At 67.3% G+C, this 13,013-nt stretch carries 17 protein-coding genes; 10 read left to right on the top strand and 7 right to left on the bottom strand.

Going from position 1 to position 13,013, the window contains the following annotated elements:
* The first annotated feature begins 1 nt into the window (after position 1).
* The 3 genes from E5790_RS07520 (at position 2) to E5790_RS07510 (ending at position 3,060) form a co-directional block, all read left to right on the top strand.
* Positions 2-1,015 carry an XVIPCD domain-containing protein gene (locus E5790_RS07520; RefSeq protein WP_111206139.1) on the top strand — a complete coding sequence of 338 codons (1,014 nt, stop codon included), beginning with the start codon at positions 2-4 and terminating at the stop codon, positions 1,013-1,015.
* A 183-nt stretch (positions 1,016-1,198) separates the two neighbouring features.
* Positions 1,199-2,344, top strand: coding sequence for a YncE family protein (locus E5790_RS07515; RefSeq protein WP_111206140.1), 1,146 nt, complete (start codon positions 1,199-1,201; stop codon positions 2,342-2,344).
* A gap of 143 nt (positions 2,345-2,487) precedes the next feature.
* Positions 2,488-3,060, top strand: a complete 573-nt coding sequence (locus E5790_RS07510; protein WP_049441469.1) for a hypothetical protein — start codon at positions 2,488-2,490, stop codon at positions 3,058-3,060.
* Between the two features lie 41 nt (positions 3,061-3,101).
* On the opposite strand, the gene E5790_RS07505 is transcribed toward E5790_RS07510, so the two are convergent.
* Positions 3,102-3,518 (bottom strand): XVIPCD domain-containing protein, encoded by a 417-nt coding sequence (locus E5790_RS07505; protein WP_049470202.1) that lies wholly within the window; start codon positions 3,516-3,518, stop codon positions 3,102-3,104.
* Between the two features lie 75 nt (positions 3,519-3,593).
* On the bottom strand, positions 3,594-4,073 hold the full coding sequence (locus E5790_RS07500; RefSeq protein ID WP_014645749.1) for a nuclear transport factor 2 family protein: 480 nt from the start codon (positions 4,071-4,073) through the stop codon (positions 3,594-3,596).
* A 221-nt stretch (positions 4,074-4,294) separates the two neighbouring features.
* Between E5790_RS07500 and E5790_RS07495 the strand changes: the two genes are divergently transcribed.
* Together E5790_RS07495 and E5790_RS21905 are read left to right on the top strand one after the other, a co-directional pair.
* On the top strand, positions 4,295-5,107 hold the full coding sequence (locus tag E5790_RS07495; protein WP_111206141.1) for an alpha/beta hydrolase: 813 nt from the start codon (positions 4,295-4,297) through the stop codon (positions 5,105-5,107).
* 9 nt (positions 5,108-5,116) lie between these two features.
* On the top strand, positions 5,117-5,290 hold the full coding sequence (locus E5790_RS21905) for a hypothetical protein (protein ID WP_005415066.1): 174 nt from the start codon (positions 5,117-5,119) through the stop codon (positions 5,288-5,290).
* A gap of 110 nt (positions 5,291-5,400) precedes the next feature.
* Here E5790_RS21905 and E5790_RS07490 read toward each other — a convergent pair whose 3' ends face one another.
* Positions 5,401-6,081 (bottom strand): hypothetical protein, encoded by a 681-nt coding sequence (locus E5790_RS07490; protein ID WP_111206144.1) that lies wholly within the window; start codon positions 6,079-6,081, stop codon positions 5,401-5,403.
* Positions 6,082-6,219: 138 nt separating this feature from the next.
* Here E5790_RS07490 and E5790_RS07485 point away from each other — a divergent pair, with 138 nt between their 5' ends.
* Together E5790_RS07485 and E5790_RS07480 are read left to right on the top strand one after the other, a co-directional pair.
* A complete protein-coding gene (locus E5790_RS07485) occupies positions 6,220-6,864 on the top strand; it encodes a hypothetical protein (protein ID WP_014645753.1) in 645 nt (214 codons plus the stop codon).
* Positions 6,865-6,928: 64 nt separating this feature from the next.
* Entirely contained in the window at positions 6,929-7,897 is a 969-nt protein-coding gene (locus E5790_RS07480) for a polysaccharide deacetylase family protein (RefSeq protein WP_111206142.1), read from the top strand.
* A 3-nt stretch (positions 7,898-7,900) separates the two neighbouring features.
* Here E5790_RS07480 and E5790_RS07475 read toward each other — a convergent pair whose 3' ends face one another.
* On the bottom strand, positions 7,901-8,743 hold the full coding sequence (locus tag E5790_RS07475) for an MnmC family methyltransferase (protein ID WP_111206143.1): 843 nt from the start codon (positions 8,741-8,743) through the stop codon (positions 7,901-7,903).
* A 143-nt stretch (positions 8,744-8,886) separates the two neighbouring features.
* Positions 8,887-9,303, bottom strand: a complete 417-nt coding sequence (locus E5790_RS07470) for a hypothetical protein (RefSeq protein ID WP_075076834.1) — start codon at positions 9,301-9,303, stop codon at positions 8,887-8,889.
* 90 nt (positions 9,304-9,393) lie between these two features.
* On the opposite strand from E5790_RS07470, the gene E5790_RS07465 reads away from it, so the two are divergent.
* Positions 9,394-9,678, top strand: coding sequence for a hypothetical protein (locus E5790_RS07465; protein WP_032961769.1), 285 nt, complete (start codon positions 9,394-9,396; stop codon positions 9,676-9,678).
* An 85-nt stretch (positions 9,679-9,763) separates the two neighbouring features.
* On the opposite strand, the gene dmeF is transcribed toward E5790_RS07465, so the two are convergent.
* Positions 9,764-10,723: a CDF family Co(II)/Ni(II) efflux transporter DmeF gene (dmeF, locus tag E5790_RS07460; RefSeq protein WP_032961767.1), complete on the bottom strand. Its 960-nt coding sequence runs from the start codon at positions 10,721-10,723 to the stop codon at positions 9,764-9,766.
* Positions 10,724-10,771: 48 nt separating this feature from the next.
* Between dmeF and E5790_RS07455 the strand changes: the two genes are divergently transcribed.
* Positions 10,772-11,056 (top strand): metal-sensing transcriptional repressor, encoded by a 285-nt coding sequence (locus E5790_RS07455; protein WP_041863029.1) that lies wholly within the window; start codon positions 10,772-10,774, stop codon positions 11,054-11,056.
* Between the two features lie 76 nt (positions 11,057-11,132).
* Here E5790_RS07455 and E5790_RS07450 read toward each other — a convergent pair whose 3' ends face one another.
* A complete protein-coding gene (locus tag E5790_RS07450; RefSeq protein WP_014645760.1) occupies positions 11,133-11,504 on the bottom strand; it encodes a MerC domain-containing protein in 372 nt (123 codons plus the stop codon).
* 69 nt (positions 11,505-11,573) lie between these two features.
* Here E5790_RS07450 and E5790_RS07445 point away from each other — a divergent pair, with 69 nt between their 5' ends.
* Entirely contained in the window at positions 11,574-12,899 is a 1,326-nt protein-coding gene (locus tag E5790_RS07445; RefSeq protein WP_111207066.1) for a GTP-binding protein, read from the top strand.
* Positions 12,900-13,013 lie beyond the last annotated feature (114 nt).

The raw sequence follows: 13,013 nt of genomic DNA, 5'->3' as shown, positions 1-13,013 counted from the left end.
CATGCACAAGGACGATGCCGAACGCTACAGCGTAACCATCCATCTGGCGGCCCCCGGCACGCCGCGCTACGGCCGTGATGCCGAGGGAAACAGGTTTCTGCTGGAGCCTTCGTTCGCGGGGCACATGTTCCTGTCGCTGCGCCGTTCGGGTGGACCCTTGCCGGAGAGCATTGGTTTCACCCACGCAGGCACCAAGGACGAGCCGAACAGGGGCAAAGTCGATGACATGGACGTGTCGGTCTACGACAAGCCCCGCTTCGAGCGCACGATCGAGATCAGCAAGGCGCAGTACGACCGCATCCTCGAGTTCTCGGCAGACCCGAAGAAGCACGGCTTCGACATGAACTACGACTTCTTCTCCAACGCCTGCACCGATTTCGCCTGGGGTGCCCTGAACCACGCAGGCCTGCGCCCGGTCGGGCTGGCCGGGGAGATCACCAACTACGAGGGCGCCACCAGGGTCCTGGACAACATCCGCGCCGTCAACGCCATTCCGCAGCAGGTGAAGGGCAGCGAGCTGGACAGGGTGCAGTGGAACCCGATGCCGAAGCAGACCTTCCGCGAGTGGATGTTCACCGAGAACGGCGAGCAGTGGCGCGGCAACAGCACCCTCGCGGCAAGCGGCACGCCCGCAGACCCGGCGCATGAGGATCATGCCCGCCTCAACCAGATCCACCAGCAGGTGGCCGACCTCGGCGCTTTCGGTGCACGCAACGGCAATGTCAGTGCCAGCCTCCTCGCGCTGTCGAAGGAGCAGCAGTTCTCGCGCGTGGACGAAGTGGTGCTGGGCGAGCCGCGCGGTGATACCGCGCCGAAGCTGTTCATCGTGCAGGGGGACCGTGGTGACCCGGCACACCAGCGCGCCAGCATGCCTGCGGAGCTGGCAGCGCAGGCACCGGTAGAGGCCTCGTTCGAACGGGTGGCGCAGATGCAGCAGAACCTGCCGCAGCGCGATGTGCAGCGGCTGCAGGAAGAGCAGCAACTGCAACAGAGCCACGGCCCGCGGATGGCATAGCCGGCGGGTAGCGCCAAGGTCGAACGTCTGCCATGCCCGCGCCGGCGCACGCCACGCCCCCCACCTGCTACCATTCCCCCGCAACCCCAGCCAGCCCACCCGCGCAGACAGATGCAGGTCGGGCCGTCGCAGTACGGCCCAGCGAGCCAGGACACCTTCCCGTGCCCATTCAAGGACGCTCGCATGTTCCGTACTCCTCTCTTCCGCTCGGCCGCCCTGGCCCTTGCTGTATCGCTCAGCCTCGGCGTGCCTTCGGCGTTCGCCGATAACGCGCCCGACGCCAGCGCCACCACCGCCGTACAGCGCCAGGCCGTGGCCAAGGGACTGTACGAGCTGGCCTACAGCCCGAAGCAGAACGCCGTGTTCGTGGCCTCCTCCGGCGGTTTCGGCGATGACGCCGGCCCGGCCCAGGTGCTGCGCCTGAATCCGGCCACGCTCGCCGTGGAAACCCGCATCCCGCTGGAGCGCAAGGCGTTCGGTGTGGTGCTGGATGACGCCCACAACCGCCTGTACGTGGGCAACACCGTGGACCTGTCGGTGACCGTGGTCGACACCGCGCAGAACAAGGCCGTCGGCACCATCCAGCTGATGGAGAAGAAGACCGGCAAGGACGGCAAGGCTGCCTACACCCACGACCTGCGCGAGCTGGTGGTCGACAGCGCCGCCAACCGCCTGTACGTGACCGGCCACAGCAGCCAGCCGGACGTGAGCAGCGTGCTGTTCGTGATCGATACCACCACGCTGAGGGTGATCAACACCATCGATGGCCTGGGCAATGCCAAGGCACCGGGCCTGGCGCTGGATGCCGCCAACAAGCGCGTCTACACCAGCAACCTGTTGGCCGAGCTGGTGGTGGTGGGCACCGATTCGAACAAGGTGGTGGCGCAGCACAGGATCGCTGCCGAGCAGCCGATGAACATCGCGCTGGACCCGGCCGGCAAGCGCCTGTTCGTGACCGACCAGGGCTCGGAATTCCTGCGTGGCTACCAGGCCAAGAGCAGCGGCTTGGTCAGCAAGCATCCGGGCCAGCGCGTGCTGGTGCTGGACCGCAGTACCGGCAGGGAACTGGCCAGCATCCCGACCGATGCCGGCCCGCTGGGCATCCTGCTGGATGCACCGCGCAAGCGCCTGTACGTGACCAACCGCGAAGCCGGTACGGTTACCGCGTACAACAGTGACAGCTACCAGAAGGTGGCGACCTACAAGGTGCCGACCCACCCGAACAGCCTGGCGCTGGATGCGAAGAACAACGTGCTGTTCGTGAGCATCAAGAACGGCGAGAAGGATGACAAGGGCGCTGACGAGAGCGTGGCGCGCATCCAGCTGTAAGGCGCTGACGCAAGGCCCCGCGCCGTCGCGCGTCGCATGAGGAAGGCAGGGCGCAGGCTCTGCCTTCTTCTTTGCCCGGTTGCAGTGCAATAGGCTGCCCGCTAGGGTTGAAGCCCATGGCAGGGAGCCAAAGGATCTGAATCATGCTGGGTATCCACCGCTGGCTGCGCGCCGGCCTGATCTTCACGCTGGTGGGTGCACTCGGCGCCTGCAGCCGCATACCGGATGCACCGGAGCCGCTGGATCTGGTCAAGCCGATCAACCTTGCCGAGCCAGGCCAGACGGTGCGGTTCGAGTTCGAGACGAATCCCCGCAGTTTCTATCCGGGTCGACCCTACGTGCTGGATCTTGAGGTGCAGCGACATGGCCCCGGGCCTGACAGTGGGCCTGACATGGACAATGTTCATGTTCCCTTCCAGCTGTCCCTGCAGCGCTGGGTCGCAGGTGCCTGGCAGGACGTTGCAACGTCTGATGTCCATCAGGCAAGGGCGCGCAGTCTGGGTCAGCCGCTACCCGAATGGCATGAGTCGGCAGACTGGCGCTACGCGCATCAGGTATCGATGGACGCCAGCCGATACAGGTTGAGCATCGTCACCCTGCCGATGGAAACCGATGCCCGCTACCGCCTCGATGTGCGCACGGTGCAGCCCACCCTCTTGCTCCAGCATTACCCGGCACAGCTGCGGGTCCACGCGGACCCTCTGTCGGGAAAATGATCAGAGACTTGCGCCGCTCCGCCAACAACGCTGGAGGCGGCTCAGCCCAGACGGTGTGCCGGGTTCTGCTGCTGCTCCTGCTCACGGGCCTGCTGTTCGGGCACTAACCCCACGGCCGGCTGCTGCGGGGCCAACCCCAACTTCTGCATCGACTGCTCCACCGGCGTCTGCGCCGCTACGGCCGTCGGCATCATCGCGCGCAGGTGCGCCGGGTTGGCCGGGTCGCCCTGCACCACGAAGATGTTGTGCCCGGCCGGGTGCTGGGCCGTGGCGTTGCTGACCAGCACGTGGTCGACCTGCTGCAGGCCCTGCTCGCGGGCGAGTACGGTCAGGCTGGCGGTCAGGCGCTCGCTGGTCTGGTCGAACGCACGGCCATGCTGGGCATCCAGAGCGGACACGCCCTGGCGGACCTGCTGATGGAGGCCATAGTCGGGGTGGTTGGGGGTGAGTTCTGCCATGGCGATCGAACGGTAGCGGTGGGTCGGGGTGAACTGCGCCAGTATAGATCCGGCCGGTGAAGGACGCCGGAAAGGTCAGTCCGCCGGCCGGTGGTCATAGCTGATCACCCGTTCGGCCAGCCAGTGCCCGTCCACGCGGCGCCAGACCTGGATGAAACGGGCCTGGCCGACCCAGTGCTCCACGCCGTCCTTGCCGCGCTCGTGGAAGCGGTGGTCGCCGATTTCCAGCGCCCGCTCGTCGTGCAGCGGGAATACCTGCAGCGAGGAGTCCACCAGCTCGCGCCGCAGGCGCCAGCCGTCCTTGCGCGCGTTGTCGCACAGGTTGGCCACGCTGCGGCGGAAATCCTCGCGGTTGCTGGCCGACTTGCCGTCCTTGTCATGGAAGAACTCCATGTCTTCGGTGGTCATCGCGGCGGCCTTGTCGGCGTCGCAGGCCTCGAAGGCGACGGCGAACAACTGGCTGTCGGCCTGGCGGATCTGTTCGCGCAGGTCATCGACGGGCGACGGTGCGGCGGCGAGGCCGGCGGCCAGCAAGGGCAGGGTGAGCAGCAGCATGGCAAGACTCCCGGGGATGGTCTGCGCAGGCTGACATGCCGGTGACCACGGCGGTACGGCGCTGCGACGAAACCGCCTGGGCGCGGTGCGAAGGCCGGCCAGGCCGGTGCGGCTTCGCGTGGCGGCATGTGCAGGCGATGTCATGAGGGGGCGTGATTCCCTCACGGCTGCCACAGGGCGCGGCCGCTAGCCTGCACTCCTTCCCTTCCACAGGAGCGCCCATGCCTGCTTCCCGCATCCGCCTGCATGTTGAAGATACCGGTGGCGACGGCCGCCCGGTGATCCTGATCCACGGCTGGCCGTTGTCCGCCGATGCCTGGAAGACCCAGGTGGCGATCCTGCGCGATGCCCAGTATCGGGTCATCAGTTACGACCGGCGCGGCTTTGGCCGCTCCGACAAACCGGCCGAGGGCTATGACTACGACACCCTGGCGGCGGATCTGGCGGGGTTGATCGAGGAACGTGACCTGCGCGATGTCACCCTGGTCGGTTTCTCGATGGGCGGTGGCGAGGTGGCGCGCTACGTGGCCAACCACGGCCAGGATCGCCTGCACAGTGTGGTGTTCGCTGCGGCGGTGCCGCCGTTCCTGCTGCGCAGTGACGACAACCCGGAGGGGCCGCTGACCCAGGACAAGGCCGATGAAATGCGCAGCGGATTGGAGAAGGACCGCGAAGCCTTCTTCGATGGCTTCACCCGCGACTTCTTCAGCGCCAATGGCCAGCTGATGGTGACCGAAGAGACGCGCCAGGCGGCGATCGCGCTGTGCCATCAATCCGACCAGACGGCGGCACTGGGCTGCATGCACGCGTTTGCCACCACTGATTTCCGGGATGACCTGAAGAAGATCACGGTGCCGACGCTGATCCTGCACGGTGACAGCGATGCCATCGTGCCGTTCGAGGGCTCCGGCCAGCGTACCCACAAGGCCATCAAAGGCAGCGAGGTGGTGATCCTGGAAGGCGCGCCACATGGCTGCAACACCAGCCACGCCGACCGCTTCAATCTGGCCCTGCTGAACTTCCTGAAGCGCTAAGCTGCGGCCATGCGCCAGACCAGAACACCCCCGTGGAAGAAGCCCAACCCCAAGGGGCAGACGTCGCAACCGCTATCGGATGCGCAGAAGGCGGCGGCACGGCAACGTGCCGAGGAGAACGGGCGGCGCTATCCCAACCTGGTCGACAACATGTGGGCGGCGAAGCTGCCGCGTGGGTCGTGATTCAAAGGCTGGCTGTGGGCCTGGTGTAGCGCCGAGCCGATGCTCGGCTGGCGCGCGGGGCGCGTGCCAGCCGGAGAAGGGGCAAAGGGCAGCGGAGCATGGGCTCGGCGCTAAGGGCCGGGCAGTGGCTGCCAGCCCGACTCCCTCCATGGCGCAACCTCGCGTTGCTGTACGTCAATGGCCTCGATTGGCAACCCGGCCAGCCGTGCCAGTTCCGCACGCAGCATTTCGGTGTCCAACGGCAGCGCGATGGCCACCTGCAGGCGGTCGCCCTGCTGCCGGACCTGCACGGGCACGACCGCATGGGCTTCATGCTCACCGCCGGTGCGACCGATCGGGTAGCGCATCGCCGTGGGCCGCCCCAGCTGTGCGAGCGCGGGTTGCCATGCCTGCAGCACGACGGGCTGTGCGGCCACGGGAACCTGCGCCTCGACGACGGTTCCCGCATAACCGGTGAGATTGTCCACCATCACCTGGAAGCGTGCGCCATCGGGGATGACCAGCACGGTGGCGATCAGCGCCATCAGCGAGAGGATGGCCGCGGCGACGTGCCAGCTGCGGGGTGCGGTGGCGGCGCGGGTTGCCGTGCGCAGGCCCGGCTTGCGCCGCAGCTCGCGCGCGTAGATGCGTCGATCCTTCCTGCGGGGGCTGCTGCTGTGCTCCGGCAGGTTCAACGGGACGCGTGGCATCCGGGCGACGCGCGCATTGATCAGGCGCGAGAGCAGCCACCATGCGAGCACGAACGCCAGCAGTGGCAGCAGCGTTCGTACCACCAGATACAGCATCACCATCGGGAACATCCTGCTTGGCACACACGGATTCAATCAACCTCGTCATCGTAACGGCGCTGCGTGGTGCGTGTCGCATCCGCCAGCCGACACGTGCGAAGCGCTTGGTTAGGATGGCTCTTTGCTGTCATGGATGAACCGATGAGCGCCGCCACTTCCCGAATCCGCCGCATCTGTGGGCAGGGGCCGATCCTGTTGATGCTCCAGTGGGTCGCGCTGCTTTCTGTGGTGCTGGCTGCCGGCTTCTTCCATTACCGCGTGGAGCTGTTGCTGGAGCCGGTGACGGTGGCCTGTGGGGGCCCGGACGCGCAGGCGCGATTGCAGGTTGCCGAACAGGTGATGGCGCGTGCGGGCGCACTGGATGACTGGCAACCCCTGGGCTGGATTCCATGGGTAGGCCTGGTGCTGGCCTTGCTGGGGGCCATGGCGGTATGCGCAAGCCGTGCGCTGTGGCTGCGCGATCGGCTGCGCACGGCGAACGTGGCGCTTATGGTGCTGCACGGTGGCGCACTGGCTTTGGCCGGATGGGTACTGCACCTGTACGAGGATGCGTGGAGTAATGTGGCGCGGCTGTCACCCACGGCGTGCCTGGTGGAGCTGGTGTCGGAGGGCGATGTACCGCTGGAGCAGGCGCAGCGCGTGGTGTTCCACATCCTGACGCGGGTGAACGCGCCACTGCTGCGTAATCCGGATGATCTGGCGCTGGTGTTGACGGTGCTGTTGTTGGCCGCGATGGCCGGCGGCGTTGCCCTGTGGCGTGCGATCGCGCGGGCCCGGGCGGGCTGAGCACGCTCGGCGGCGCGCGGCAATCGCGCTACAGTCGACGCCTCGCCACTCCAGGGAAGACCCGATGCGCTTGTTGCTGCGTGCGTTGCCGTTGTTGCTGTTGTCGCTGGCGGTGCATGCCGCCGAGGTGGACCGCCGTATCGCGGTGACCATCGATGACCTGCCATGGGCACGGCTTGACCAGATCGTGCCGCCGGATCTGCAGGCGCGGCATGAAGCGTTGATGGCCCAGCTGCGCGAGGCTGGCGTGCCGGTGGTCGGCTTCGTCAACGAGAACAAGCTTGAGGTGGATGGACAGGTGCAGCCGGCGCGGGTGCAGATGCTGCGCGACTGGCGTGATGCGGGCTATGTGCTGGGCAACCACACCTACTCGCACATGGATCTGAATGCGAAGGGCCTGGCGGCGTTCCAGCAGGACTTCCTGCGCGGCGAGACGGTGCTGGGGCCGCTGCTGGCCGAGAAGGGGCAGGCGCCGCAGTGGATGCGCCACCCTTACCTGCGTGCCGGGCGCACCGCGGATGAGCGCGTGCAGATGGATGCGTTCTTCAAACAGCATGGCTACCGCGTGGCACCGGTGACGGTGGACAACGGTGAGTGGGTGTGGGCGTTCGCCTATGCCAACGTGATGAACGAGCAGGCGGACTCGCCCGCGCGCGCGGCGACGCTGGCGCAGCTGCGCAAGGGCTACGTGCCGTACATGCTGAACAAGCTGGACTATTACGAGAAACAATCGCAGGCGCTGCTGGGGTACGCGCTGCCGCAGGTGTGGCTGATGCACGCCAATGAGCTCAACGCGGCCACCTTCGCCGAACTGGTGGCGGCCACGAAGCGCCGCGGCTATCGCTTCATCTCGCTGGACGAGGCGATGCGTGACCCCGCGTATGCGCGGGGTGCTGAAGGCTACAACGGCCGCTATGGCCCTAGCTGGCTGCACCGCTGGGCGATGGCGGAGAACAAGCCGAAGGACTTCTACGCCGGCGAGCCCGAGGTGCCGGCGTGGGTGATGAAGCTGGCCAAGGTCGATTCGGAGTAAGGCTCAGCGCTTGACGGCCAGCACGCCGTCCAGCGCCAGTTCGGCCTTGAAACCAGCCTTTTCCAGGCGCTTGGCCACTTCACGCGGCACGTCGCGGCCGCTGGTCAGCTTGTTCGGCGCACCTGTGTAGTGGAACAGGCGGCCGCCCTTGCGGATCACGCGGGCGAGGTGGTCGTAGAACACCTGTGAGTACAGCTCGCCGGCGATGCCGAAGCGCGGCGGGTCGTGCAGGATCGCGTCGACACTGGTGCTGGCCACCTGTTCGATCTGCTGCGAGACGTCACCGTGGCTGAACTGCAGGCGGCCACCGGCGGCAGCCGAGTCCGGATCCGGCGACCACGGGTTGAGCGTGCGCAGCCACATCACATCGGTGTTCTTCTCGAACGAGCGGATCTGGCCGACACCGGCTTCCAGCGCACAGGCGGCGAAGTAGCCGAGGCCACCGCAGGTATCGAGGATGACCTTGCCGGCCGGGGCGACCAGCTCCACCTTGCGGCGTGCATCCTCGAACGGCGACAGCTTCGAGGTCGGCAGCATCTTGATGCCGTCGATCTCGAAGGTCGGTGCGCCCCATTCGGTCGGCACCAGCTTGATCAGCGAGCCGCTGTAGCGCGAGATCGGCGCGAAGTCCTCGCCATCCCAGTAGTACAGCGTGCGGTCCTTCAGCTTGCCCGGCCAGGGATAGGGCTGGCCCCGGAAGTGGAAGCCGTCCGCATCGAGCGCCACGCTGTCCTGGCTGCGCCCGAGGTCGAGCGAGCCCTGCCAGTCGGCGGCGCCTTTTTCATGGGCACGGCGCAGGGTATCGGCGCTGTCGCGGGTCAGCAGGGGGCCGGTGTAATGGGGCACGGCGGGTACCGGGGCGGTTCGGGGGAGGGCATGGTACCGCAGCTGTTGTAGAGCCGAGCCCGCCCTAGGCTCCACCATGCCTGCATCCACGCATGGCGTGGATCTACTGCAAACGTAGCCGAGCGTGGGCTCGGCTCTACAGTTCAATCGCACTTCACCGCATACACCGGCCCAGCCCCGATCAGCATCAGCGCCATGTAGTCGCTGTCGCTGGCCTTGCCCTTCAGCGTCGCGCCCTTGTTGAAGTGGAAGATGCCGAAGCCGCCGGACATGCGGATCAGGGCATTGTCGATCTGGTCGGCGTCGTCGCGGAAGTAGCGGCTGATCTCGCTGGACGTGGCCTTGTGCAGGGCGTTCGGTTCGCGCTGCCACTGCTCGCCACGGCTGAAGGAAACGAAGTACTGGCCGCCTTCCTTGTCGATGCGGAAGTCGGCGGGCTTGCGCGCGCCGGTGGCGAAGCAGCCCTGCAATGGGTCGGCGGAGAAGGGAAGCCGCGCATCGTCGCCGCAGGCAGTGAGCAGCAGGAGGGCACCGGGCAGCAGCAGGCGGAGCGTGCGCATGGGATGTCCCTACAGGGCAGGTGCGGCTAGTGTAGGCAGCACGCGGGCGTGGCCCGTACAGAAATTCGGCAAGGACACAGGGGTTTTCGGATGGCGCAGGGCAAGGCACCGTGGTGCGGCGTGGCCAGTTGGCTGGGGATTGCTGTGGGGTGGGGGGCAGGCACCGTGGCGGCGCAGGCGGCAGTCGCTGCCGGTGGCAATGGCATGGCCGCTGGGCTGGGCGTGGGCGTGCTGGGCGCGGCCTTGGTGGGCGGCGGCCTGGCAGTGGCCGCGCGCGTGCGTGGCGAGCGCTGGCCATGGATCGGCATCAGCGGTGCGGTGCTGAGCGCGCTGCCGCTGCTGATGTACCTGCTGCGGATGATGCTGAAGCTCTGACTGTAGAGCCGAGCCGTGCTCGGCTGATGGCCTGCGGCAGCCGAGCATGGCTCGGCTCTACAAGTGCGACGGCAGTCGGACAAAATCAGCTGCGGTGGATCTCCACCGTTACATGCACCAGTTCTTCGTGGATGGCCAGCGCGTTGCGCACGGTATCGGCATCCAGCGTGGCGTCACTGGTGACCACGCTGGCGCTGACCGCGTACTTGCCGCGACCCACCTGCCAGACGTGCAGGTCGGCCAGGCGTGCCGGCCACGGGCCCTGTTCGATCACCTCGCGTACTTCGGCCACCACCGGCGCGTCCATCTGCGCGTCGAGCAGGATGCGGCCGCTGTCGCGCAGCAGGCCGACCGCCCACACCGTGACCAGTACGGCGCCGACCAGGCCCATCACCGGGTCCAGCCAGGTGAGGCCGAGCAGCTTGCCGCCGAGCAGGGCGACGATGGCCAGCACCGAGGTGGCGGCGTCGGCCAGCACGTGCACGTAGGCCGAGCGCAGGTTGAGGTCGTGACCGTGCGCATGGCCGTGGTCGTGGTGTTCGTGGCCATGCCCGTGGTCATGGCCATGGTGATGATGCGCGTGGCCCGGGCTGTCGTGCAGCCACCAGGCACACAGCAGGTTCACGCCCAGCCCGACCGCCGCGATGGCGATGGCTTCGTTGTAGTGGATCGGTGCTGGTACCCACAGCCGCTCCAGCGACTGCACGGCCATCAGCGCGGCCACGCCGAGCAGGGCGATGGCGCTGGTATAGCCGGCCAGGATCTCGATCTTCCAGGTGCCGAAGGCGAAGCGCGGGTCGTGCGCGTAGCGGCGTGCGCAGCGGTACGCAAACACCGAGAGCCCGAGCGCCAGCGCATGCGAACTCATGTGCCAGCCGTCGGCGAGCACGGCCATGGAGTTGAACCACCAGCCGCCGACGATCTCCACGACCATCATGCTGACGGTGAGCCACAGGGCGCGGCGGGTATTGCGTTCGGCCAGCGGGTTGCCGTCGTCGAAGCGGTGTTCGTGGCGACGGGCGGCGGCAAGGGCGTCCAGGTGCATGGGGGCCAGCGGTGGAGTGGATACCCCCATAGGGTATATGATTCCGGCATGGCTCATGTACACAAGCATCGAAAGCAGTTGCTGACCCGGGTGCGCCGCATCGGCGGACAGGTGGCGGCGTTGGAGCAGGCGCTGGACAGGCCGGAGGGTGAGGCCGGCGACTGTGCGGACGTGCTGGTGCAGGTTGCCGCCGTGCGCGGTGCCGCCCACAGCCTGCTGATGGAGCTGCTGCACGAGCACCTGCAGGAACACGTGGTGGGCGCCGAAGACCCGCAGCAGCGGGCGGCCGAGGCCCAGGTGCTGGTCGAGCTGCTGCGCCGCTACGGCAAATGACCAGGTAGTGCCGGCCGCTGGCCGGCGACTGCAGGTTGTCTTCCCCGTTCATGAGGTTGCCGGCCAGCGGCCGGCACTACCCGTGGCGGTGTCGCGCGTTCCAGATATGCGTGGCGGCCAGCAGCAGGCTGCCGGTGACCGTCATCGGTGTTTCCCAGTCGTGCGAGGGCAGCGCCAACGCGCCGGCCAGCAGCAGGCCGAGCCCGGCGCCGGCGGTGGCCCAGGCCAGCACGGGCAGCGGGTGACGGCGTTCTGCCCGCCACAGCGCGTAGCCGGTCAGCGGCAAGGCGATGGCCACGAACAGCAGATGCACCCATTCCGCTTCGGCCCACGTGCCGAACAGCGGCAGCGCGGCGGCAAGCAGGGGCAGCGCCAGGCAGTGCAGCAGGCACAGGCTGGACAGGGCGACCGCGCCGGCATCAAGCAGGGCGGCAGAAGGCGACTTCATGGGGGGAGGTTCCTTGCGCAGTAATTGTTATACAGTAACATTTCCGTTCCGCAGCCAACCCGCTCCGACATGAACACTGTTTCCCGCGCCGACCGTCGCCTTCCGGTCACCGTGCTGTCCGGCTTCCTCGGGGCCGGCAAGACCACCCTGCTCAACCAGATCCTGCGCAACCGCGAGGGCTTGCGTGTGGCGGTCATCGTCAACGACATGAGCGAGGTCAACATCGATGCGCAGCTGGTACGCGAGGGCGGCGCCGAACTGCGCCGCACCGAAGAGACGCTGGTGGAGTTCAGCAATGGCTGCATCTGCTGCACGCTGCGCGATGACCTGCTGCAGGAAGTGCGGCGCCTGGCCGATGCGGGGCGCTATGACTATCTGCTGATCGAGTCGACGGGCATCGGTGAGCCGATGCCGGTGGCGGCCACCTTCGCGGTACGCGACGAGCAGGGCTTCAGCCTGAGTGACATTGCGCGCCTGGACACGATGGTGACGGTGGTGGATGGCAGCGCGTTCCTCGCCGACTTCGGCTCGACGCTGCGCCTGGCCGAGCGTGGCCAGCAGGCTGGGCCGGATGACGATCGCGGCGTGGTCGACCTGCTGTGCGAACAGGTCGAGTTCGCCGACGTGATCGTGGTCAGCAAGGTCGATCAGACCGATGACGAAGTGCTGCAGGACACGCTGGCCGTGCTGCGTGGCCTGAACCGCGACGCGAAGCTGCTGCTGTCCAGCTTCGGTGACGTGCCGCTGCCCGAGCTGCTGGACACCGGTCGCTTCGACTTCGAGCGTGCGCAACGTGCGCCGGGCTGGGTAAAGGAGCTGCGTGGCGAGCACACGCCGGAAACCGAGGAGTACGGCATCGCCAGTTTCGTCTACCGCTCGCGGCGACCGTTCCATCCCGCGCGTTTCGCCCGCGCGTTGCAGTCGGGCATGCCGGGCGTGATCCGCAGCAAGGGCTGGTTCTGGCTGGCCAACCGCATGGACTGGGTGGGCGAGCTGAACACCGTGGGTGCCGCGACGCGGACGCAGGCGGCGGGATTCTGGTACGCCGCACGCGATCGCGTGCGTGCTGGGCTGGAGGACACGCCGCCGTTGCTGCCGCCCACGCCGCTGCCGTACAGCGACCTGGGCTGGGCGCGGCAGCAGGCCGATTGCTGGAGCGCACCGTTGCCGGGGCCGGAAGACTTCCCGGATGCGTCCGCGCACTCGGCGATGCAACGCCTGTGGCACCCGTTGTGGGGGGATCGCCGCCAGGAGCTGGTGGTGATCGGCGTGCACATGGATGAGCGTGCGGTACGTGCGGAACTGGATGCCTGCCTGCTCAACGACCAGGAGCTGCGTGCGGGACCGCTGCTGTGGCATCAGTTGCCGCAGGCGTTCCCGGTGTGGAAGCGGTGACGGTGCACTGAGGATCGATGGGTTGCCGGCCAGCGGCCGGCACTACCCCTGGTCGATATGCCATGCGTGGATGGATGCATGGCGGAGTCGAGCATGGCTCGACTCTACAATGTG

The organism is Stenotrophomonas sp. PAMC25021, from assembly GCF_004795795.1.
Lineage (GTDB): Bacteria > Pseudomonadota > Gammaproteobacteria > Xanthomonadales > Xanthomonadaceae > Stenotrophomonas > Stenotrophomonas muris.
This window is presented reverse-complemented; position numbering and strand designations above follow the sequence as displayed.